The sequence below is a fragment of the Streptomyces sp. NBC_00989 genome (assembly GCF_045162655.1).
GTDB lineage: Bacteria > Actinomycetota > Actinomycetes > Streptomycetales > Streptomycetaceae > Streptomyces.
Genome location: NZ_CP108728.1, coordinates 7304498 through 7325707 on the forward strand (window position 1 = coordinate 7304498; position 21210 = coordinate 7325707).

Annotated in this window: 17 protein-coding genes and 1 tRNA gene; 15 read left to right on the top strand and 3 right to left on the bottom strand. The window is 71.4% G+C overall.

What is annotated here, in order from left to right; translation table 11 throughout:
- Positions 1-4: 4 nt before the first annotated feature.
- Both OG714_RS32595 and OG714_RS32600 read right to left on the bottom strand, forming a co-directional pair.
- A complete protein-coding gene (locus OG714_RS32595) occupies positions 5-769 on the bottom strand; it encodes a thioesterase II family protein (protein ID WP_406126380.1) in 765 nt (254 codons plus the stop codon).
- A 14-nt stretch (positions 770-783) separates the two neighbouring features.
- Positions 784-2577: a non-ribosomal peptide synthetase gene (locus OG714_RS32600; RefSeq protein WP_406126381.1), complete on the bottom strand. Its 1794-nt coding sequence runs from the start codon at positions 2575-2577 to the stop codon at positions 784-786.
- 187 nt (positions 2578-2764) lie between these two features.
- Between OG714_RS32600 and OG714_RS32605 the strand changes: the two genes are divergently transcribed.
- From OG714_RS32605 to hisG, 7 genes are all read left to right on the top strand, one after another.
- On the top strand, positions 2765-3826 hold the full coding sequence (locus tag OG714_RS32605; protein WP_406126382.1) for a pyridoxal-phosphate dependent enzyme: 1062 nt from the start codon (positions 2765-2767) through the stop codon (positions 3824-3826).
- A complete protein-coding gene (locus OG714_RS32610) occupies positions 3823-5025 on the top strand; it encodes an acetyl-CoA carboxylase biotin carboxylase subunit family protein (RefSeq protein ID WP_406126383.1) in 1203 nt (400 codons plus the stop codon). Before OG714_RS32605 ends, OG714_RS32610 begins: the two co-directional genes overlap by 4 nt.
- Positions 5022-6227, top strand: a complete 1206-nt coding sequence (locus OG714_RS32615; protein WP_406126385.1) for an MFS transporter — start codon at positions 5022-5024, stop codon at positions 6225-6227. The genes OG714_RS32610 and OG714_RS32615 overlap by 4 nt, the downstream gene beginning before the upstream one ends.
- Positions 6220-7428: an ATP-grasp domain-containing protein gene (locus OG714_RS32620; protein WP_406126387.1), complete on the top strand. Its 1209-nt coding sequence runs from the start codon at positions 6220-6222 to the stop codon at positions 7426-7428. The genes OG714_RS32615 and OG714_RS32620 overlap by 8 nt, the downstream gene beginning before the upstream one ends.
- A 52-nt stretch (positions 7429-7480) precedes the next feature.
- The gene (locus tag OG714_RS32625) at positions 7481-8497 is read left to right on the top strand and encodes a RimK family alpha-L-glutamate ligase (RefSeq protein ID WP_406126388.1); all 1017 of its coding nucleotides are present in this window, start codon (positions 7481-7483) and stop codon (positions 8495-8497) included.
- Positions 8494-9879 (top strand): hypothetical protein, encoded by a 1386-nt coding sequence (locus OG714_RS32630; RefSeq protein ID WP_406126390.1) that lies wholly within the window; start codon positions 8494-8496, stop codon positions 9877-9879. The genes OG714_RS32625 and OG714_RS32630 overlap by 4 nt, the downstream gene beginning before the upstream one ends.
- A gap of 64 nt (positions 9880-9943) precedes the next feature.
- Entirely contained in the window at positions 9944-10792 is an 849-nt protein-coding gene (gene hisG, locus OG714_RS32635; RefSeq protein ID WP_406126392.1) for an ATP phosphoribosyltransferase, read from the top strand.
- 486 nt (positions 10793-11278) lie between these two features.
- Here the strand turns inward: hisG and OG714_RS32640 are convergent.
- Positions 11279-11351: transfer RNA gene (locus OG714_RS32640), tRNA-Arg, on the bottom strand.
- 322 nt (positions 11352-11673) lie between these two features.
- Here OG714_RS32640 and OG714_RS32645 point away from each other — a divergent pair.
- From OG714_RS32645 to OG714_RS32680, 8 genes are all read left to right on the top strand, one after another.
- On the top strand, positions 11674-13281 hold the full coding sequence (locus tag OG714_RS32645; protein ID WP_406126394.1) for a dynamin family protein: 1608 nt from the start codon (positions 11674-11676) through the stop codon (positions 13279-13281).
- Positions 13282-13284: 3 nt separating this feature from the next.
- Positions 13285-15282 (top strand): GTPase, encoded by a 1998-nt coding sequence (locus tag OG714_RS32650; protein ID WP_406126395.1) that lies wholly within the window; start codon positions 13285-13287, stop codon positions 15280-15282.
- 176 nt (positions 15283-15458) lie between these two features.
- The gene (locus tag OG714_RS32655; protein WP_406126397.1) at positions 15459-15950 is read left to right on the top strand and encodes a single-stranded DNA-binding protein; all 492 of its coding nucleotides are present in this window, start codon (positions 15459-15461) and stop codon (positions 15948-15950) included.
- Between the two features lie 270 nt (positions 15951-16220).
- Complete coding sequence (locus OG714_RS32660) at positions 16221-17633, top strand: Cys-Gln thioester bond-forming surface protein (RefSeq protein ID WP_406126398.1); 1413 nt, start codon at positions 16221-16223, stop codon at positions 17631-17633.
- A gap of 74 nt (positions 17634-17707) precedes the next feature.
- Positions 17708-18325 carry a hypothetical protein gene (locus OG714_RS32665; RefSeq protein WP_406126400.1) on the top strand — a complete coding sequence of 206 codons (618 nt, stop codon included), beginning with the start codon at positions 17708-17710 and terminating at the stop codon, positions 18323-18325.
- 127 nt (positions 18326-18452) lie between these two features.
- Positions 18453-20117 (top strand): energy-dependent translational throttle protein EttA, encoded by a 1665-nt coding sequence (gene ettA, locus OG714_RS32670; protein ID WP_406126402.1) that lies wholly within the window; start codon positions 18453-18455, stop codon positions 20115-20117.
- A 5-nt stretch (positions 20118-20122) separates the two neighbouring features.
- Entirely contained in the window at positions 20123-20536 is a 414-nt protein-coding gene (locus tag OG714_RS32675; protein ID WP_406126404.1) for an acyl-CoA thioesterase, read from the top strand.
- Positions 20533-21201, top strand: coding sequence for a hypothetical protein (locus OG714_RS32680; protein ID WP_406126406.1), 669 nt, complete (start codon positions 20533-20535; stop codon positions 21199-21201). Before OG714_RS32675 ends, OG714_RS32680 begins: the two co-directional genes overlap by 4 nt.
- The last annotated feature ends 9 nt before the right edge of the window (positions 21202-21210 follow it).

Genomic DNA, 21210 nt, shown 5'->3' on the forward strand with positions numbered 1-21210 from the left:
CCCCTCAGGAAGTCCATGTGGAACGGGAGTCGGGACTCCCGGCGCGGGCCAGCTCGGCGGCGATCAGCCCGACGGGCGGCTCCGAACGCAGGTAGAAGTGCCCGCCCGGCTTCACCACCTGGACGAACTCGCCCCCCGCGTGGTCCCGCCACCGCCCGGCCCGCGACCGGATCTCTGGGATGTCCCGCTCGCCGACCACGCTGACCAGCCGGGCGGCGGTGCGCTTCCCGGTGTGTTCCCGGTAGCCGGACACGAGCCTGAGATCGTCCTTGACGTACTCCAGGAGGAGCGCGAGCAGCTCCTCGTCCTGCCGGAGTTCGGCGCTCAGCGGTTCGTACCGTTCGAGGTACGCCAGTACGTCGGCGTCCTCCTCGTAGGGGACCGGTGGCCGCAGGGCGGGGGCCGCCGCCGAGGAGAGCACCAGGGTGGGCGTGGGCACACCGGCCTCGCGCAGCAGACGGTCCACCTCGAAGGCGACGTACGCGCCCATGCTGTGCCCGAACAGCAGGGAGTACCGTTCGTCGCCGGCCAGGATCTCCTCCGTCACCGCGCGGGCGAGGGCGGACAGGCTCTGGGGCGCGGGCTCCGCGAACCGGTCCTCGCGCCCGGGGTACTGCACGGCGTGCACCCGGGCCGTGGGCAGCAGTTGCTGCCACGACCGGAAGAACGAGGCGCAGCCGCCGGCGTGCGGGAAACAGAGCACGGAGCCGGCATGGGTGTGGGCGGGGCCGCTGGGTGTGGGCCTGCCGGGTCTGATGTACGTGGACATGGGAACCCCGTCGCTCAGAGCCGCGACAACAGATCCACCTGCTGGGGGATCGTGCCGCAGCGGTAGACGTTCTTGACCCCGACCGGGCGGCCGGCCAGCTCGCCCAGTGCCCGGGAGAGCCTGATCACGGTCAGGGAGTTGCCGCCGAGCGAGAAGAACGTGTCCTGTTCGGACGAGGCCACCGGTACGCCGAGGACCTTCTCCCAGACACGGGCGATGTGGTCGGCGAGGGCGTCGTCCTGCGGCGGCCGGGCGGCCTGCTCCGGTATTCGCTCCCGTTCCGCGGGCGGGGCCGTGGAAGCCAGCAGCGCGGCCCGGTCGGTCTTGTCGTGGGCGGTGCGGGGCAGGGCCGGGACGAAGACGATCCGGTCGGGGACCACGGCGGCGCCGAGTTCCGTCTCCAGGAAGCCGCGGATCGGGGCGGCGGCCGGTTCGGCGCCGGGCTCCGCGACCACGAAGGCGTGGCAGACGGCGTTCTCCGCGTCGTACGCCACCGCGGCGGCGCGGACGTCGGGGTGCGCCGTCAGCGCCTCCTCCAGTGTCTCCAGGTGCACGCGCACGCCGCGGATCTTCACCTCGTTGTCCAGCCGCCCGACGAACTCGAGGCCGTCCTCGTCCGACCACCGGCCGAGATCCCCGGTGAGGTAGGCGCGTACGGGCGGCTCGGCCGTGGTCGCGGCGGGCAGTTCGACGAACTTCGCCGCCGTCTGCCGTGCGTCGCCGACGTAGCCCCGGGCGACCCCTGGGCCGCAGACGGCGATCTGCCCCACCGCGCCGGCCGGTACCGGCCGCAGCCGGTCGTCGAGCAGGCGCAGCGAGGTGCCGGGGATCGGGAAGCCGATGCCGGTCGGTCCGGGCTTCTCGTAGATCCGGGCGGTGGACCAGACGGTGCACTCGGTGGGGCCGTACTCGTTGCTGAGGGCCACGCCGGGCAGCAGCGCGAAGTGCTGGTCGACGACGCTCTGCGGCAGCGTCTCGCCGGCGCTGGTCACCAGCCGCAGCGAGGCCGCCCCGGCCGCGTGCCGCTCGTCCTCGCGCAGCGTGTGCAGCAGCTCCGTGTGGAAGCCGGGGACGGTCAGGGTGTGGGTGACCCGGTGCCGTGCGATCAGGCCCAGGACGGCCTGGGGGACGCGCCGTTCGTCCGCGTCGGCGACGACGAGGGTGCCGCCGGCCGCGAGGGTGCCCCAGAGCCCGGCCATCGAGGAGTCGAAGTGGAACGGGGACAGCAGCAGGAAGACCGGGGTGCCGAAGCCGTCGTAGAGCGCGAGCCGGGCGGCGTTGGAGTGCGCCAGGTTCCGCAGGGAGACGGAGACGCCCTTCGGCTGGCCGCTGCTGCCGGAGGTGAACAGGACGTACGCCTCCGCGTCCGGCGGGTACGACGCGGCCGGGGCCGTGACGGGCCCCGCGGGCTCGGCCGGCCACTCGCGAGGGTCGACGACGACGGACAGTCCGGCGGTGTGCCTGATGTGCTCGGCGGCGCGGTGCGGCGCCGCCGGATCGAGGAAGACGAACGAGCGTCCGGACAGCCAGATGCCCAGGGCATGGACGGCGGCTCCCACCGTCCGGTGTGCGACGACGCCGATTCTGCGGGAGGCCGCATACGTCCCGTCCGCGGCGATCGCGCGCGCGACGGCCGCGGCACCGGCCGCCAGTTCGCCGTAGCTGACCCGCTCCTCGCCGCAGATCAGCGCCGTGCGCTCCGGATGGCGGCGGGCGTGTGCCAGCACCGCCTCGGAGACGAGCGGCACGGGTTCGGGCAGGCGGGGTCCTGGTATCACGCCGGATGTCCCGGGTTCGGATGTCGTCATGCCGGAGATCCTCGGCAGGGCCATTCCGGGAACCCTCCCGGCCCGGTCCCGAATCACTCCGGGATCCGGACGGGAACGCGCCGGGACCGGGCCGGTAGGGCGCCGGGACCCGCCTCCCCTAGACCTCTTCGTATGTCGTCGTCCGCACGGTGTCGACGCGGGGGCAGCAGAAGGGCAGGAGAGCGCGTTGTACAGATCATTCGCCGAGAAACTGGCGGAACCCGACCTCATCGACCTGGGGAACGGCATCCATGTGCTGCGGTTCGAGGTCATGAAGGTCACCTCGGTCCGCGCCGCGGTCAGGGACCTGCTGGACCGTGAGGTCGTCCGCCCGGGGCAGACCGTGGTGGACAGCTCCAGCGGCATCTACGGGCACGCGCTCGCACTCGTCTGCCGTGAGTTCGGCCTGAAGTGCCACATCTTCGCCTCCGTGGCGGTCGACGCGGCCATCCGCACCCAGCTCAAGTACCTCGGGGCCACCTACACCCAGGTCCCCTCCTCCGGCGACGACGGCCTCCAGCACGACCAGGAGACCCGGGTCCGGCTGGTCCACACGTACCTGAAGGAGAACCCGGACGCGTACTGGATGCAGCAGTACCACGACGACGTCCACTACATCGGCTACGAGAGCGTCGCGAACACCCTGGTCAAGGAGTTGGGGTCGACGGGGGTCACGCTGGTCGGCGGGGTCGGCACCGGAGCGTCGACCAGCGCGATGAGCCGCTACCTGCGGGCGTCGGGCAACGACGTCCGGGTCGCCGGGATCCAGCCCTTCGGCAGCCGCTCCTTCGGCTCGGAGGCGATACCGCTGGACGGCTTCATCATCGCCGGGATCGGCAGCGGAATCCGCTTCGCCAACATCGACTACACCGCCTACGACGACATCCACTGGATCAACTTCGACGTCTCCGCGGCCGGTTGCCGCCATCTGCTGTCCACCACCGGTGTCTTCGCCGGGCTCTCCGCGGGCGCCGGATGGCAGGTCGCCCGGCACATCCGCCGGCAGGAACCGGACGGCGGCCCCGTCGTCTTCCTCGCGGCCGACCCCGGACACCGCTATGTCGACCGGGTCTTCCCGCCCGACGGCCCGCTCGTCCAGGACCCCGAGTACCGGCCGCACACCATCTCCGAACTGTCCCGGATGACGGGCCCCTGGTCCACGATGCACTGGGCCCGCAGGCCGTACGACGTCCGGGACGACCTCCCGGTCGTCCCGGTCGGCCAGAGCTCCCCGAGGAACGCCGCATGAGCCGGATCGCCGTCATCAACTACGGCCCCCAGCACGACTACGCCGCCATGCTCGCCGAAGTGGCGGACCGGCTCCACGTGTTCAGCCACAACGAGCTGAAGAACACCGAGGGCCTCGCGCGCTACGAGTACGTACCCGACTGCGAGTTCGTCCCGTACCCGGAACTGACGATCCGCCGGCTCGCCGCGGAGCAGCCGTTCACCCACCTCGTCACGGACAACGAGTACGACCTGGAGCGCGCCGCCCGGATCCGCGCGGACCTCGGCATCCCGGGCCAGTCGGCGGCGAGCGCCCTGTCCTTCCGCGACAAGGCGGTGATGAAGCGGGTCGCCGGCGCCGCCGTGCGCGTCCCGCGCTTCGCCCGCCTGGAGACGTTCACCGACCTCACCGGGTTCATCGAGGCGAACGGCTTCCCGGTGGTCGTCAAGCCGGTGAAGCAGGGCGGCTCGCGCGACATCGTCGTCCTGCGCGACGAGGACGACCTGACCGCGTTCAGCCGCCGGCACTGGCGGGACGACCTGCTCGCCGAGGAGTTCGTCGAGGGCCGGATGTGCCACGTCGACGCGGTGCTCGCCCCCGGCTACCGCTTCGTGGCCGCCTCCCGCTATCTGCGCAGCTGCCTCGGGGTCTTCTCCGGGGAGAACAACGGCTCGGTGCAGCTGCGCCCCGGCGATCCGCTCGCCCGGCGCCTGGAGGAGTTCCTCGACCGGGTGCTGGCGGCCTTCGACACACCGGAGGTCGGCGCGTACCACCTGGAGGTCTTCCACACCCCGGACGACGAACTGGTGCTCTGCGAGATCGCCTCCCGGGTCGGCGGCAACCGCATTCCCGCGCTCACCCGCGCCACCTACGGCGTCGACCTCCACTCCGCCTGGCTGCGCCACTCGGTCGGACTGCCCGTCGAGGCGCCGCCCGCCGGCCCGCCCGCCGAGGTGCACGGCTCGGTCTCCGTGCTGCCACAGGGCCGGCCGGTCCGCGCTCCGGGCCGGCCGCCGTTCGCATGGGTGCGTGAATACCAGGTCAACGAAGGGCTCGCGCCCGGCGCCGTGGCCCAGAACAGCACCTCGCACCTGTGCTTCGTGATCGTCGCCGGCGCCGACGCCGAGCAGGTGGAGGAGCGGCTGCTGGAGACCGAGGCCTGGCTGATGGCCAACCTGGAGCACCTGGACGACGGCGGCCCGGGGGACGAGGCGTCATGAACACCTGGCGCCGGATGTCGCCGGCCGGACGTGTCCTGCTCACGACGGTGCTCCTCACCGGTCTGACGACGTTCATGTTCCTGCCGCTGCTGGCGCTGGAGTTCACCGCACAGGGCGTGCCGGCCGCCAGGACGGGATTCCTCGTCGGACTGCTCGCCTTCTGCGGCCAGGGCTTCTCACTGGTGTCCGGGCTGATCGTGGACAGGTTCGGCACCCGGTCGGTGCTGACGGCGGGCTTCACCCTGCGCATCGGCGGATATCTGCTGCTGGGCGTCGGTCTCGGCGTGGGCGGCCCGGACGGCACCCGGCTCGTGCCGCTGGTCGCCGGTATCGCGGCGATCGGCGTCGGCGGCTCGCTGCTCGGCCTGTCCGTCAAGACCCTGCTGGTCACCGAGGACGGTGTCGAACCCCGCGAGATGCTCGCGCTGCGTTCGACCTTCGTGAACATCGGTGTGGTGGCCGGACCCGCGCTGGGCGCGCTCGTGTACCCGCTGGGCTTCGGCTGGATCCTGGGCGCCTGCGTGCTCTCCCACCTGCTGCTCGGCATACGGCTGACCGTGCGCCCGGTGCGGCGGACGGCGCCCGGACCGCGGACCCCGGGCAAGGACACGGCGGCCCGCGCGGCCGGTGACGGCTGGGGACTGTGGCAGTGGCTGCCGCTCTGTCTGCTCGGCGTGGCGTACTGGGCGATCTACAGCCAGCTCAACGTCGTCATGCCCATCACCGCCGAGCGGACGACCGGGAGCACCGCCGCGATCTCGGTCGTCTTCATCGTCAACGGCGCACTCGTGGTGCTGTGTCAGTACACCCTGCTGCGCCATGTGTTCCACCGCGCCCAGGCACGGACCCTGCTGCTCGCCGGCTTCCTGGCCTTCGCCCTCGCCTACGCCGTGTTCATCCCGCTCACCGGCTGGTTCTCGCTGTTCGTGTTCGTCCTGCCGGTCACCTTCGCGGAGATGCTGATCTCGCCCAGCCTGGACGAACAGGCGGTCAGGGCGAGTTCGCCGCTCCGCACCGGACTCGCCCTCGGCACGATGAGCGCCGTCGGCGCGGTCGGCAGCCTCCTCGGTTCCAGCATGGGCGGCTATCTGCTCCAGTCCCTCAGCGGCGGCAGCGGCATCTGGCTGGTGCTCGTCTCCCTCTCCCTCTGCGCGGCGCTGACCAGTCTCCTTCTACCGAAAGCGCGGGCCCAGCATGGCTGACGCACCGGACACCGACCGCCGCATCCCGACGGCGGTACTGCTCAATCCCCGGGACCGGGTCATCGACGCGGCCGTGCGGCTCGGCTGCGCGATGATCGTCGTCGGCGACCCCACCGCACCCCTGCCGGACAACGCGCCCGGCGAGCCGCTGCGCAGTGCCTGGATCGAGGATCCCGGTGAACTCGTCGAACTGCTGCGGGCGATGGACCTCCCCGCGCCGGTCAGCTGTTTCGGCTTCGGTGAACTCGGCTGCGCGACGGCCGCGGTGGTCAACGAGCGGCTCGGCTGGCCCGGCAACCCTCCCGGTGCGCTGGCCGCCTTCAAGGACAAGGCACGGCTGCGGGCCGTGGTCGGCGACCGGGCCGGGGCGCCGGTCGCCCACGCCCTGTGCACCGGCCGGGACCAGATCCTGCCCGCGACCGACCGGATCGGCTTCCCCTGCGTGGTCAAGCCGGTGGACGGCACGGGCAGTTCGGGGGTGCGGTACCTGGCGGACCGCGCGGAGGCCGAGGCCTTCGTGACCGGCGCGGCGGAGTTCACCACACCCCACCTGGTCGAGGAGTTCCTGGCCGGCACCGAGTACTCCGTCGAGGCGGTCACCTCGCCCGAGGGCCACCGCGTCCTGGCCGTCACCGAGAAGGCGACCACGGGCGCCCCGCACTTCGTGGAGACCGGGCACACCCTGCCCGTGACGCTCGGCCCCGCGGCCGAGGAGTCGATCGCCGAGCTGGTCACCGCCGTGCTGGACGCCGTGGACTACCGCTACGGTCCCTCGCACACCGAGGTCATGCTGACCGCCGCCGGACCCCGGCTCATCGAGTCGCACGGGCGGCCCGGCGGCGACCGCATCAGCGACATGCTGGACCTGGCCCTCGGCGAGGACGTCTTCGCCCGGACGATCGCCGCCGTCCTCGGCCTCGAACCGCTCCCGGCCGGCCCTCGCAGGCGGGTCGCCGGCATCCGGTACGTCACCTTCGACCGCATGGTCCCGCTGCACGGCATCAGCACCGAACTCGTCGCCTCGCTGCCCGGCGTCGCGGAGGTGCACATCAGCGTGCCCGCGGGCGCGATCCCGCCGGAGGTCCGCAGATCGGGCGACCGGCACGCGTTCGTGGTCGGCACCGGAGACACCCGCGAGGAGCTGGAGAACAACCTCGCCCGAGCGGTCCGGACCCTCACGGCGGGATCGAAGTCGGCCTGACCGCCCGAACCCCACCCACGGGGCCCACCCCACCCACACCTCACAGAACAAGGTGCATCCCTTGCCGTACAAGATCCTGGTCCTGGTCTCCGGGGCGTCCACCTTCGAGCTGAACAACCACTCGATCATCCCCAGTGCCCTCCACCGCGAGGGCCACGAGGTGCACATCGGTGACATCGACACCCTGTGCGTGCACGACTCCGTCGTCGTCTGCGACCGGGTGCGGCTGAGCGAGGAGTTCACCAGCGGCGGCAGCTTCCCCGAGCTGAGCCTGCCGTACGCCTCCGCCGAGGAGTTCGACCTCGTGTGGGTGCTGGCCGGTACGCACCCGGAGTCGGGTACCGACTCCTTCCAGCTGCTGTGGCTGCTCAACCAGCGGGTGCCGTTCGTCAACGACGCGTCCGCGCTGTTCTACCTGAACACCAAGATCAACCTGGGTGCCGTGGTCCCCGCCGAGCACCTCCCGGTCTCGTACGTCTCGAACGACTTCGACCAGCTCAACCGGCTCGTCGAGGCCGACGGCGACCGCTCCTGGGTCGTGAAGCCGACCAACGGCGGCTGCGGGGCGGACGTGTTCGTCGTCAACAAGGGCGACCGCAACCGCTCGGCCCTGCTCGCCAACGCCACCGGCAACGCGGCCTCCCGCTACGGGCGTTACGGCCGTGACGTCATCGGCATGGCCAAACGGCACACCGCGGTCCAGGAGTACATCCCCAACATCCGTACCAACGAGAAGCGGGTCATCCTCGCGGGCGACGTCCCCGTCTCCGGGTTCCTGCGCTTCCACCCGGAGAACGACCACCGGTCCAACGCCACCCTGGGCGCGGGCTTCGCCGCCCTCGAACTCACCCCGGAGGAGGACGAGTTCGTCCGCGCGCTGGGCAAGCGGATGACGGACCTCGGCATCTTCTACTCGGGCATCGACCTGGCGTTCCCGTACGTCATCGAGGTCAACATGGTGAACCCGGGCGGGCTGAGCTACCACTACCGGGCGACCGGCGAGGACAAGTCCTCGGAGGCCGTCAACACCGTGCTCGCGGCGCTGCGGACCGCGGGGAAGCTGTCATGAGCGGCGCCGTCACGCAGGCCGGGGCGACCGAGGGCCGGGCGGCCGGGCCCGACGCGTGGTCCTGGCTGGAGCCGCGCGCCCTCGCGGCCTGGGACGAGTTCGCGGCGACGCCCGCCGCCGAGACCGACCGGGAGTGGTTCACCGAGCGGCTGCACCGGCCCGTCTGGCGCCACCAGTACCCGCCGCACGCCTTCACCGCCGAGGCGGCACGCACCGTCGAGACGGTCGGGGTGCGGCTCGCCGAACTGATCTCGGGCTTCCCGCGCCGCGTCTTCGGCGACGACCTGACGGCGTGGGCCGGCTACCTCGGCCTGCCGGACGAGGACGCGGCCCTGATGACCGAGGCGCTGGACCGGCCCCGGCTGCGCCGGGTCGCCACCGCCTTCATGCGGCCCGACCTGGTCGTCACCGACGCGGGACTGAAGCTCGTCGAGCTGAACGTGGCCGCCTCACTGGGCGGACTCAGCACGCTCGCCCCGTACACCGGCGCGACCCGCGATTCGCGGTACGCCGCCTTCCTGGCCGGGCGCGGACTGCGGCTGGACGGCCCCGACACGGCGCGGGTGTGGCTCGACGTCTTCGCCGGGCTCACCCGGGCGCGCGGCGACGGGCCGCTGCACGTCTTCGAGGCCACCGCCAACCCGGCGGACCTCGACGGTGGCCGCCGGTTCTTCGTCGACATGATCCGCTCCGCGGGCCACGACATCAGCTGCGGGCTGATCACCGAGCTGGACCTCACCGACGACGGGGCCCACTTCCGGGGCACGCGGGTGGACGCCGTGTTCACCGCGTACACCTGGCACGAGACGAAGAACTTCGTGCCGCCCGCGCTGACCCGTGCGCTGATGGAGCTCGACACGGCCGGAAAGCTGGACTTCATCGGCTCGCCCGCCGCCGCGCTCCACGACAACAAGGCGAACCTGGCCCTGCTCCACGACCCCGATTTCCAGGGCCTGTTGACCGACGAGGAACAGGCCCTCGTCCGCGAGTACGTGCCGGTGACCTTCCGCTTGCGGCCGGAGACCCTCGACCGCGCGGTCGCCGCACGCGAGCGGCTGCTCTGCAAGCCCGCCTCGGCCTACGGCGGCAAGGACCTGGCCTTCGGCTTCCTGGCCGAGGACGACCGGTCCTGGGCGGCGGAGCTGCGGGAACGGCTCGCGGACCCGCGCGAGCGCCATGTGCTGCAGGAGCGGGTGCGGCCGTCCGTGGTCGGTCTGCCGGGCGTCGGGCCGTCCGGCGGGCGTGAAGTGGTGCTGGCACCGCTGGTGTTCGGCGGCCGCTTCGCCGGCGTCTTCATGCGCCAGGCTCCGGTGCGGCCCGGTTCGGCGATCAACGCGTCGAGCGGCGCGGAGTCGTCGGCGGTACTGACGCTGGGCGGTTAGCGCCCCTCGCCCTTGACCCCCGTTGTCCCTCGTCCGTCGTTTCTCACGAGAAGGAGACCGGCCCATGCTGCGCATCGCCGTCCCCAACAAGGGCTCCCTGTCCGGGCCCGCCGCCCAGATCCTGCACGAGGCCGGCTACCAACAGCGCAAGGACGGCAAACAACTGGTCCTCGTCGACCCCGAGAACGACGTCGAGTTCTTCTACCTCCGGCCCCGGGACATCGCGATCTACGTCTCGTCCGGCCGGCTGGACCTCGGCATCACCGGCCGCGACCTGCTGCTGGACTCGGGCACCAACGCCGAGGAGATCCTGCCGCTCGGCTTCGCCCGCTCGACCTTCCGGTACGCGGCCCGGCCGGGCACCGCGCGGGAGATCGCCGACTTCGACGGCCTGACCATCGCCACGTCGTACGAGGGCATCGTCGCCAAGCACCTGGCCGACCACGGGGTGGTCGCCTCCGTCGTCCATCTCGACGGAGCGGTGGAGACGGCGATCGAACTCGGTGTCGCCCAGGTGATCGCCGACGTCGTCGAGACCGGCGCCAGCCTGCGCAACGCGGGCCTGGCGGTCGTCGGCGAGCCGATCACGACGTCGGAGGCGATCGTCGTCCGCCGCGCCGGCGCGGACGCCTCCGACCCGGCTGTACGGCAGTTCGTCCGCCGCCTTCAGGGCGTCCTCATCGCCCGCGCCTACGTGATGATGGACTACCACTGCCGCGCCGGCCGGCTGGAGCAGGCGATCGCCCTCACCCCGGGGCTGGAGTCGCCGACCGTGTCACCGCTGCACACGGAGGGCTGGGTGGCCGTCCGCGCGATGGTCCCGGGCAAGGAGGCACAGCGGATCATGGACGGCCTGTACGAACTGGGAGCTCGGGCGATCCTCACCACCGCCATGCACGCCTGTCGGCTGTGATGCCCGAAGTCCGTTCGGCGGATGAGGAATCGACGACACGGGCCCAAGAACCGGGCGGCGAGGTGAACCGGCGTCGGGGCAGCCGGCCGGCCTGAGGTGACATGCGGTCGGGTAGCGCATGCCTACGGGGGCCGGATGGGGTACGTCGCCGGGTTCCTCGGCGGCAGCCGGTCCGGGCGGGACGGACGCTCGGGCGATAACTTCGCGTGCGCTCACGCCCCTTGGAGGGCGTGGCGCGTCGTCACCCCGGCCTGACGATCGCGGAGTTGCCGGACGGCCCGCGGACCTGGCCACTGACTCTGGCTGCTCCCAGCGCGGCGAGTGTCGCGGATGTCACCGTGTATGACGCGGATCGCGTCGATCAACCCGTGGTCCGTACGGGCCAGTTCGACGGGGGCTGCTCCGCCGCGCTCCCGCCGGCGTGCGCGAACTCGGCGCCGATTGGTGAAGGCCGCCTGAGCTGTGGAAACGCGGAATATGGCTGCGCGCCCCCGGCAGGACTCGAACCTGCGGCCAAGCGCTTAGAAGGCGCCTGCTCTATCCACTGAGCTACGGGGGCCGGGTGTGTGGCCTCGGTCGTGGTGTGCCCGGGTGTGGGCCGGTCCGTGACGTTGCCGGGGACAAGGATAGGGCTCCCGGGTCCTTGTCCCTGTTGCTTCACCTCCGTGGCTCGATGTGGAGGTTCAGTGAAGCGGTCCTGATAATCGCAGGCAGGTACGAATCGTGCATCGCTTTTGGTGCCCGGCGCCACGGGTGTTGTGCACTCGTTATGCCTGGACTGTGCCCATGCCCCAGTCATCCCTTCCGTCCGTTGTGTTCTGTCGGCGCGCAGACATGCTCATATGCTTCAGAATTACCCCAAAATTGGGCATTCTTCACATGTGGTGACCTTGGACGTACGGCCTCAGCTGCTCGACGCACTCTCCGCCCTGCGCGACCGTGTCGCCGCCGCACGCTTCCCGCTGCCCCTGGCGGGGGCTCCACGCGCGCGTGCCAATCGCGACGAACTGCTCGCCCAGCTCGACGACTATCTGGTGCCCCGCCTGAAAGAACCCGAAGCACCCCTGCTGGCCGTGGTCGGCGGCTCCACGGGTGCGGGGAAGTCGACGCTCGTCAACTCCCTTGTCGGGCGCCGGGTCAGCGAGGCCGGCGTGCTGCGGCCGACGACCCGTACACCGGTGCTCGTCTGCCACCCGGAGGACCATCACTGGTTCAGCGGCATGCGGGTGCTGCCCGACCTCACGCGCGTGTGGGTGCCCCATCAGGACCCGGGGGACGAGTTGCTCCTCCCCGGTGAGGACGGCATGCGTGTGCTGCGGATCGAGACCGCCGACACCCTCCCGCGCGGGGTCGCCCTCCTGGACGCGCCCGACATCGACTCCCTGGTGGCCGACAACCGGGTGCTGGCCGCCGAACTGATCTGCGCGGCCGACATCTGGGTCATGGTCACCACGGCCGCACGTTACGCCGACGCCGTGCCCTGGCATCTGCTGCGCACCGCCAAGGAGCACAACGCCACCCTGGTCACCGTCCTCGACCGGGTGCCCCACCAGGTGGTCTCCGAGGTGTCGCGACAGTACGGCGCCCTGCTCGCCAAGGCTGGCCTCGGCGACGTGCCCCGCTTCACGGTGCCCGAACTGCCCGAATCCGCCTGGGGTGGGGGGCTGCTTCCGGCCAGTGCCGTGGCGCCGCTGCGGAGTTGGCTCGTGCAGCAGGCCCAGGACCCGGGCGCCCGGCAGGAGTCGATGGCCCGTACGGCCTACGGCGTCCTCGACTCGCTCAAGTCGCGGATGCCCGAACTGGCCGGTGCCGCCGCCGCCCAGTACGCGGCCGCGCTACGGCTCACGGCCGCCGTCGACGGGGCGTACGACAGCGAGCACGCACGTGTGCGGGGGCGGTTGCAGGCCGGGGCCGTGCTCGCCGGGGACGCGCTGAAGCGCTGGCGCGCCTTCCCGCTCGACTGCTCGGCCGGCGAACTGCTCGACGCCCTCGCGGAGAGCCTCGCCGCACTCCTGCTGTGCGCCGTCACGGCCGCCGACGAGCGCGTGGACGACGCCTGGCGGCGCGAACCGGCCGCAGGCGCCCCCGAGCTCACCGACCGCGATCCGTCCCCGGAGAGCGCCGAACACCGCATCGGGATGGCCGTACGGCGGTGGCGGCGCGAGCTGGAGGAGTACGCCGAGGAGGAGATCGCCGACCTCGACCGGAGCATCGCGCCCGATCCCGAGGTGGTCGCCGCCCTGGTCGCCACCGCGCTGCTGGGCGGCCGCAGGGCACGGTCCGCGGGCGAAGGGCTCGCCGAACGGATCGGCGCCCACGGCGCGTTGCGGCTGCGCGACCGCGCCGGGCGGCTGCTCAACGACCACCTGGACCGGGTCGTGCACACCGAGCGCGAACGGCGGCTCGCCCCGCTCGACGCCCTCGACGTGCACCCCGAACCCCAGGCCGAACTCATCGCCGCGCTGTCCGTACTGCAGAAGGAGAGGTGACCGGTGACTGCCGTCACTGACCAGGACCACACGGACGAGATGGACCACACCGACCGCACCGCTCACGCCGATCACGGGGACGACGGCCGGGATGCCGACGCCCAGGACGAGCGCCCCGAAAACCCCTCTCCCGTAGAGGACGCGGAGGAAACGGGTGACCTGGAGGACGCCGACGACCACGCGCGTGTGCCGGCCGACGCCGACACCACAGGCCGTACGGAGTCCAAGGCGTCCGCGGACCCGGCGGACCCCGAGGAGTCGACCGGCTCCTGGGACGACGGGCTGATCGCGCGGCGGGTCAACGAGACCACGGCGGCACAGCAGGCCGCCGCCGTGGAGATCAGGGCCTCCCGGGCGCAGGCCGCGCACAGCGCGCACGCCGCACAAGCCGCCCACGTCCCGGCCCCGTTGGCGTACGACGGGCCGCTACGGTCCCGTCTCGACGCGTTGCGCGAACTCGTGGGGCTCTCCCGCACCCGGCTCGACAGCGGGACCCTCGCGGAGGCGGGCCGGGTGCTCGACGAGGCCGCCGCGCGGCGCAGGCTCTCCGGGCAGCACACCGTCGTCGCCATCGCGGGCGCCACCGGCAGCGGCAAGTCGCAGCTCTTCAACGCGCTCGCCGGAGTGGCCATTTCGGAGACGGGCGTACGACGGCCCACCACCGCCGCGCCCATCGCGTGCAGCTGGAGCGACGGCGCGGCCACCCTCATCGACCGGCTCGGCATCCCGGGGCGACTGCGCCGACGCCCCTTGCAGAGCGCCGAGATGGAGGCCCAGCTGCGCGGCCTCGTCCTGGTGGACCTGCCCGACCACGACTCGGCGGCCGTCGCGCACCGCGAGCAGGTCGACCGGGTACTGGCACTCGTGGACGCGGTCATCTGGGTCGTCGACCCGGAGAAGTACGCCGACGCGATCCTCCATGAGCGGTATCTGCGGCCGATGGCGGGCCACGCGGAGGTCATGTTCGTCGTCCTCAACCAGATCGACCGGCTCCCCGGGGAGGCGGCCGACCAGGTCCTCGACGATCTGCGGCGACTGCTCGACGAGGACGGGATCGCCCTGGGGGAGTACGGCGAACCCGGCGCGACCGTGCTCTCCCTGTCCGCGCTCACCGGGGACGGCATCCCGGAACTGCGCGAGGTTCTGGGCCAGTTCGTGGGGGATCGTGGAGCCGCCGCACGGCGAATTTCAGCCGATGTCGACGCGGCTGCGTGGCGGCTGCGGCCCGTCTACGCCACGGGGCGGCGCACCGGGCTCAGCGAGGAGGCGCGGGACGAGTTCGCCGCGCGGCTCGCGGACTCGGTGGGCGCCACCGCGGCGGGCGAGGCCGCCGAACGCGCCTGGCTGCGCAACGCCAACCGCGCCTGCGGCACACCCTGGCTGCGGCTGTGGCGCTGGTACAACGACCGGCGCGAACCCACCACCGGCCGGCTGCCGGTCCGCGCGCAGGCGGACGAGGAGGCCACGGCACGCCAGCGCGTCGAACAGGCGGTCCGTACGGTCGCCGACCGGGCCTCCGGCGGGCTCCCGGCGCCGTGGGCGCAGGCGGTGCGCGAGGCGGCCGTACGCGGGGCGCAGGGGCTGCCCGAGGCGCTGGACGAGCTCGCCGCGCGGGCCGGGCTGCCCGTGGGGCGGCCGCCGCGGCCGGGCTGGTGGCCGGCGGCCGTACTGGCGCAGGCGTCCATGACGATCCTCCAAGTCGTGGGCGGGCTCTGGCTGTTGGGCCAGATCATCGGGTTCATGGCACCGAACCTGGGCGTGCCGGTGCTGCTGATGGTGGCCGGCATCATCGGCGGCCCGCTCGTCGAGTGGAGCTGCCGGCTGGCGGCCCGCGGCCCCGCCCGGCGCTACGGCCTCGACGCCGAGCGGCGCTTGCGGGAGGCCGCGGCGGGATGCGGACGGGCGCGGGTGCTCGATCCGCTGGCCGCGGAGCTGCTGCGGTACCGGGAGGTGCGGGAGCAGTACGCGCGGGTCACGGGGGCGGGCGTCGGGGCCGGGTGAACCCCGGTCCGGACGTCGTTCCCTCGTCCGGGTGACGAGGTTTTCCACAGGTGGGCGGTGGTCCACAGCGCTCAGCGGGCCCGGCTCGGCGGAGGCAGTCTGACTGCAGCCGTACGGGACGGGCCCGTACGCGTTTCCGCCCGTCCCCGCGGGGCCGGGTCAGGGAGGGACACGCGATGAACGAGACGATGGTGTGCGCGGTGGGGAACGTGGCGACCCAGCCGATGTACCGGGATCTGGCGACGGGACCGTCGGCGCGCTTCCGGCTGGCGGTGACCGCGCGTTACTTCGACCGCGAGAAGAACGTGTGGACGGACGGCCACACCAACTTCTTCACGGTGTGGGCCAACCGCCAACTGGCCACGAACGTGGCGGCGTCGCTGTCGGTCGGTGACCCCGTCGTCGTCCAGGGACGGCTGAAGGTGCGGACGGAAGTACGCGAGGGACAGCCGAGCTGGTCCTCGGCGGACATCGACGCGGTGGCGATCGGCCACGACCTGGCGCGCGGCACCTCGGCCTTCCGCCGGGCCAACAAGCAGGAGACGGCGGCCTCTCCGCCCCGGCCCGAGCCCAACTGGGAGACACCGGGCGGGGATTCGGCCGCCGATTCCGCCACCGACGCCGATTCCGCCGACCAACACCAGGCGGAAACTCTTGTGGTGACGTGATGTCAGTGAATGCCCCGAGCTGATCGAACTGCGGCTTATCGATGAATGCGCTCCGAAAGACCCGGTGGATTTGTCGATAAGCCCTGCTCGCGAGCGATCTTGGGGATAACGATTCCGAGTCGGATCGGTTATCGGATGACCCGACCGGAGAAGGCGGTGCGCCCGCGTCCCTAGGATGCCGGGCATAGCTCGGGCACAGCTCCCGGCGCTTTGATTCTGCTGGTGGGACCGCGCCCCCACGTCGACGGGTCCTGCTCGAAGGGGAATTCCGTGTCATCTGCTTTGTCTGTGTTCTCCGCGCTGTCCCTGCGCGGCCGAGGCGCCGTGCGCTTCGTCGCCGCGACCTGGGCGTGCGGACTCGTCGCCGCCGGAGTGCTGGCCGCCGCCGGCCCGGCCGTCGCCGACGAGACACCGCAGACCCAGGGCGGGGCCACGGCGACCATAGGCGGGCTGAAGACGTACGGCGAGGCCGTGCTCCACGAGGACGGGGGCGACACGCGGGTCTCCGCGGGCCTGTTCGAGATGTCCGTGGACGGCGGCGGCACCCTCCAGACGTACTGCGTCGATCTCCGCAACCCCACCCAGCGGGACGCCAAGTACCACGAGACGGCGTGGAGCGGCACCTCGCTGGGCGCCAACAAGAGCGCGGGCAAGATCAGTTGGATCCTGCAGCACTCCTACCCGCAGGTGAACGACCTGGCGGCGCTCTCCGCGAAGGCCGGCACCAAGGGCCTGACCGAGAGTGACGCCGCGGCCGGTACCCAGGTGGCCATCTGGCGCTACTCGGACGGCGCCGACGTCGACGCGGTCGACCCGCAGGCCGAGAAGCTCGCGGACTACCTGGAGAAGAGCGCGCGGAACGTGGCGGAGCCGAAGGCCTCGCTGACCCTCGACCCGCCCGCCGTGTCCGGCCACCCCGGTGAGCGGCTCGGCCCGGTGACCGTGCACACCAACGCGAACGGGGTGACGGTCACGCCGCCCGCGGACGCCGCCACGACCGGGGTGCGGATCGTCGACAAGGACGGCAAGGTCGTCACGTCCGCGGCGGACGGCAGCCAGGTGTTCTTCGACGTGCCCGAGGACGCGGGGGCCGGGTCGGCCGACCTGACCGTGCAGGCCTCCACCACCGTGCCCGTCGGCCGGGCCTTCACCTCCGAGAGCAGAAGCCAGACGCAGATCCTCGCCGGTTCCAGCGAGTCGACGGTCGCCGCGGCCGTGAGCGCGAACTGGGCGGAGACCGGTGCCATACCGGCACTGTCGGCGCAGAAGAACTGTGCCGAGGGCGGCTTGGACATCACCGCGACCAACCAGGGCGACGCGACGTTCACCTTCGAGCTGATGGGCGTCGAGCACGGCATCGACGCCGGGAAGTCCGCGACGGTGACGGTCCCCCTCCAGGAGGACCAGGCGTACGACTTCACGATCACGGCGCCGAACGGATACGAGAAGCGGTTCACCGGGGTCCTCGACTGCCGGACGCAGAGCGACGCGGGCGGCGACGTGACGCAGACGCTCAGCGAACCGAGCCCCGCGACGGTGGGCGGCACCACCGTCGACACGAACCTCGCCGAGACGGGCGGCTCCGGCATCACCCCGATGATCACGGTCCTCGCCCTCGGCCTGGTCGGCATCGGCGCCACGACCCTCGTCCTGCTGCGGGACCGCAAGCCCGGCCAGGGCTGAGGAGACACCGGCCGGCGGCACTCCCGCCGGTTTCCCGGCGCAACTGTCGGCGCCCTCGGTGAGTCGTACCCGCCATGACCGAAGCACGGATACAGCACGGCGTGGGACTGTCGCCCGGCGCCTTCGCGGCGGCGGGCGTCGGGAGCCTGGCTCTCGCCGCCGTGGCGAGCTGGAGCGACCTCCTGCTGCTCGTGTGGGGGCGGGTGGTCCCCGGCTGGGAGGTGAGCGGTGTTCTCCTCGTGCTAGCGCTCGTTCTGTGGCGGACCTTCATCAGGGCGGCCCGCCGGGCGGAGGCCGTACGGCTCCCGGCGACGCGAGCCAGGTGGGTGCGGCCGGCGAGGAATCTGCTGATCGCCGTGGCGGTGTCCGGCATCGCGTGGGGAGCGCTGGGCGACCTGATCAACGAGGCGGAGTACCACGTGCTGCGCCCCACCGGACCCGGCGGCTGCACGGCCGTAGTACGGGAGACGTCGTTCCTCATGATCGGCGACGGCGAGGCGTACGCGGTGGGGCGCACCGGCCTGGCCTGGGGCGAGGCGGGCTCCTGGGTGGTCGACGACGGGTACCGGCCCGTCGCCGGCGGCACGTACGAAATGAAATGGGAGCGGGACGGGGGCCTGCTGCTGATCAGCGGTACGAGTACCGATCCGGTGATCCGAGGAGGTATGACCGACATCGACTGCGGGTGGTGAGACAGGGCGCCGACCGAAGCCCCAGCTCACAGCCCCCCGGCCAAACGAGTTACCACCCAAGCCGGGACCTCAGGCAGTATGGACTACATCTGCCCACTCCAGATTTCAAGCTGCCGGACGGTTTCTCTTGGCTGAGTACATCTACACCATGCGCAAGACGCGCAAGGCGCACGGCGACAAGGTCATCCTTGACGACGTGACGCTGAGCTTCCTGCCCGGCGCGAAGATCGGTGTGGTCGGGCCGAACGGTGCCGGTAAGTCCACCGTTCTCAAGATCATGGCGGGCCTTGAGCAGCCCTCGAACGGCGACGCGTTCCTGACGCCCGGTTTCAGCGTCGGCATCCTCATGCAGGAGCCGGAGCTGGACGAGACCAAGACGGTCCTGGAGAACGTCCAGGACGGCGCCGCCGAGATCATGGGCAAGCTCAACCGCTTCAACGAGGTCGCCGAGCTGATGGCGACCGACTACTCGGACGCCCTCCTCGACGAGATGGGCAAGCTCCAGGAAGACCTGGACCACGCCAACGCCTGGGACCTCGACGGGCAGCTGGAGCAGGCCATGGACGCGCTGGGCTGCCCGCCCGGCGACTGGCCGGTCGTCAACCTCTCCGGCGGTGAGAAGCGCCGCGTCGCGCTCTGCAAGCTGCTGATCGAAGCCCCGGACCTGCTCCTCCTCGACGAGCCCACCAACCACCTCGACGCCGAGTCGGTGAACTGGCTGGAGCAGCACCTCACGAAGTACGCGGGCGCCGTCGTCGCCGTAACTCACGACCGGTACTTCCTGAACAACGTCGCCGAGTGGATCCTCGAACTGGACCGCGGCCGTGCGATTCCCTACGAGGGCAACTACTCCACGTACCTCGACAAGAAGTCCACCCGCCTCAAGGTCGAGGGCCGCAAGGACGAGAAGCGCCAGAAGCGGCTCAAGGAGGAGTTGGAGTGGGTCCGCTCCAACGCCAAGGGCCGTCAGACCAAGTCCAAGGCGCGCCTCGCCCGTTACGAGGAGATGGCAGCCGAGGCCGACAAGATGCGGAAGCTGGACTTCGAGGAGATCCAGATCCCGCCGGGCCCGCGTCTGGGCTCCATCGTCGTCGAGGTCCAGAGCCTCTCCAAGGCGTTCGGCGACAAGGTCCTCATCGACGACCTGAGCTTCACGCTCCCGCGTAACGGCATCGTCGGGGTCATCGGTCCCAACGGCGCGGGCAAGACCACGCTGTTCAAGATGATCCAGGGCCTTGAGACCCCGGACTCCGGCTCCATCAAGGTCGGCGACACCGTCAAGATCAGTTACGTCGACCAGAGCCGCGCCAACATCGACCCCAAGAAGTCGCTGTGGGCCGTCGTCTCCGACGAGCTCGACTACATCAACGTCGGCCAGGTCGAGATGCCGTCGCGGGCCTATGTGTCCGCCTTCGGCTTCAAGGGCCCGGACCAGCAGAAGCCGGCCGGTGTCCTCTCCGGTGGTGAGCGCAACCGCCTGAACCTGGCGCTGACCCTCAAGGAGGGCGGCAACCTGCTGCTCCTCGACGAGCCCACCAACGACCTCGACGTGGAGACCCTGTCCTCGCTGGAGAACGCGCTGCTCGAGTTCCCCGGTGCGGCCGTGGTCATCTCCCACGACCGCTGGTTCCTTGACCGGGTCGCGACGCACATCCTCGCGTACGAGGGCGAGTCGAAGTGGTACTGGTTCGAGGGCAACTTCGAGTCGTACGAGAAGAACAAGGTCGAGCGACTCGGTGCCGACGCGGCGCGTCCGCACCGCGCCACCTACAAGAAGCTGACCCGGGGCTGATCTTCTTGCGCCACATCTACCGTTGCCCACTGCGCTGGGCGGACATGGACGCGTACGGCCACGTCAACAACGTGGTCTTCCTCCGCTACCTGGAGGAAGCCCGTATCGACTTCCTGTTCCGCCCGGAGAAGGACTTCCAGCAGGGGTCGGTGGTGTCGCGCCACGAGATCGACTACAAACGCCAGCTCGTCCACCGGCACACACCGGTGGACATCGAGCTGTGGATCACCGAGATCAGGGCGGCGTCCTTCACCATCACCTACGAGGTGAAGGACGGCGACCAGATCTATGTCCGGGCCTCCACGGTCGTCGTCCCGTTCGACTTCGAGACGCAGCGACCGCGCCGGATCACCGCCGAGGAACGGGAGTTCCTGGAGGAATACCGGGACGACGACGAGGACGAGGCCGTCGCGGCATGACGGTCCTGCACCTCGCCGACGAAGGGGAGGCGGCGGACTTCGCGGCCTTCCTCTCCCGGCTGCTCCACTACGACCGCGCCGCCGCGGTCCGCCTCCAGGCGGCCGGCACGGCCCTCGCGGTCTTCGGCCGGCCACCGTCCTTCGAGGTCCTCGCCGTCCGCGCGGTACGCCTCGCCAAGCCGTACGAGAACGGCCTCGACGTCACCCTCGACGTGACCGTCTCCGCCGGTGAACTCCTGGAATCCCTCGATGAGTTGGCGGCCACGGCCGGTGTACCGGCCGCGGTGACCGGCCCGCCGTGGGCCGGTGTCCTGCCCCCACGCGGCGGCTGGACGCCCGAGCCGGGCCTCCCGGGCCAGCAGGCGCTGCACGGGATGATCGCGGCCGGAGTCGCCGAATTCCGCTCCCGTACGCAGGAGTTGACCCCCGAGACCCGTACGCGCGCCGAACTCGACCGCGTCGGGCGGGAGATCTGGTCCCGCACGGTCGGCGACACCGCACTGCCGGTGCGCGCGGTCCACGCGGCACAGTCGCTCGGATTCCTGCGCCCCGGCGGGGAGTCGGGCCTCTTCTCGTCGGGCGCGTGGCTGCGCCTGCGCACGCCCTACGGCTCGATCGCCGTACGCAGGGCGGGACTTGGGGCACTGGGCGTCAGCGTGCGCTGAGCGCGCCGT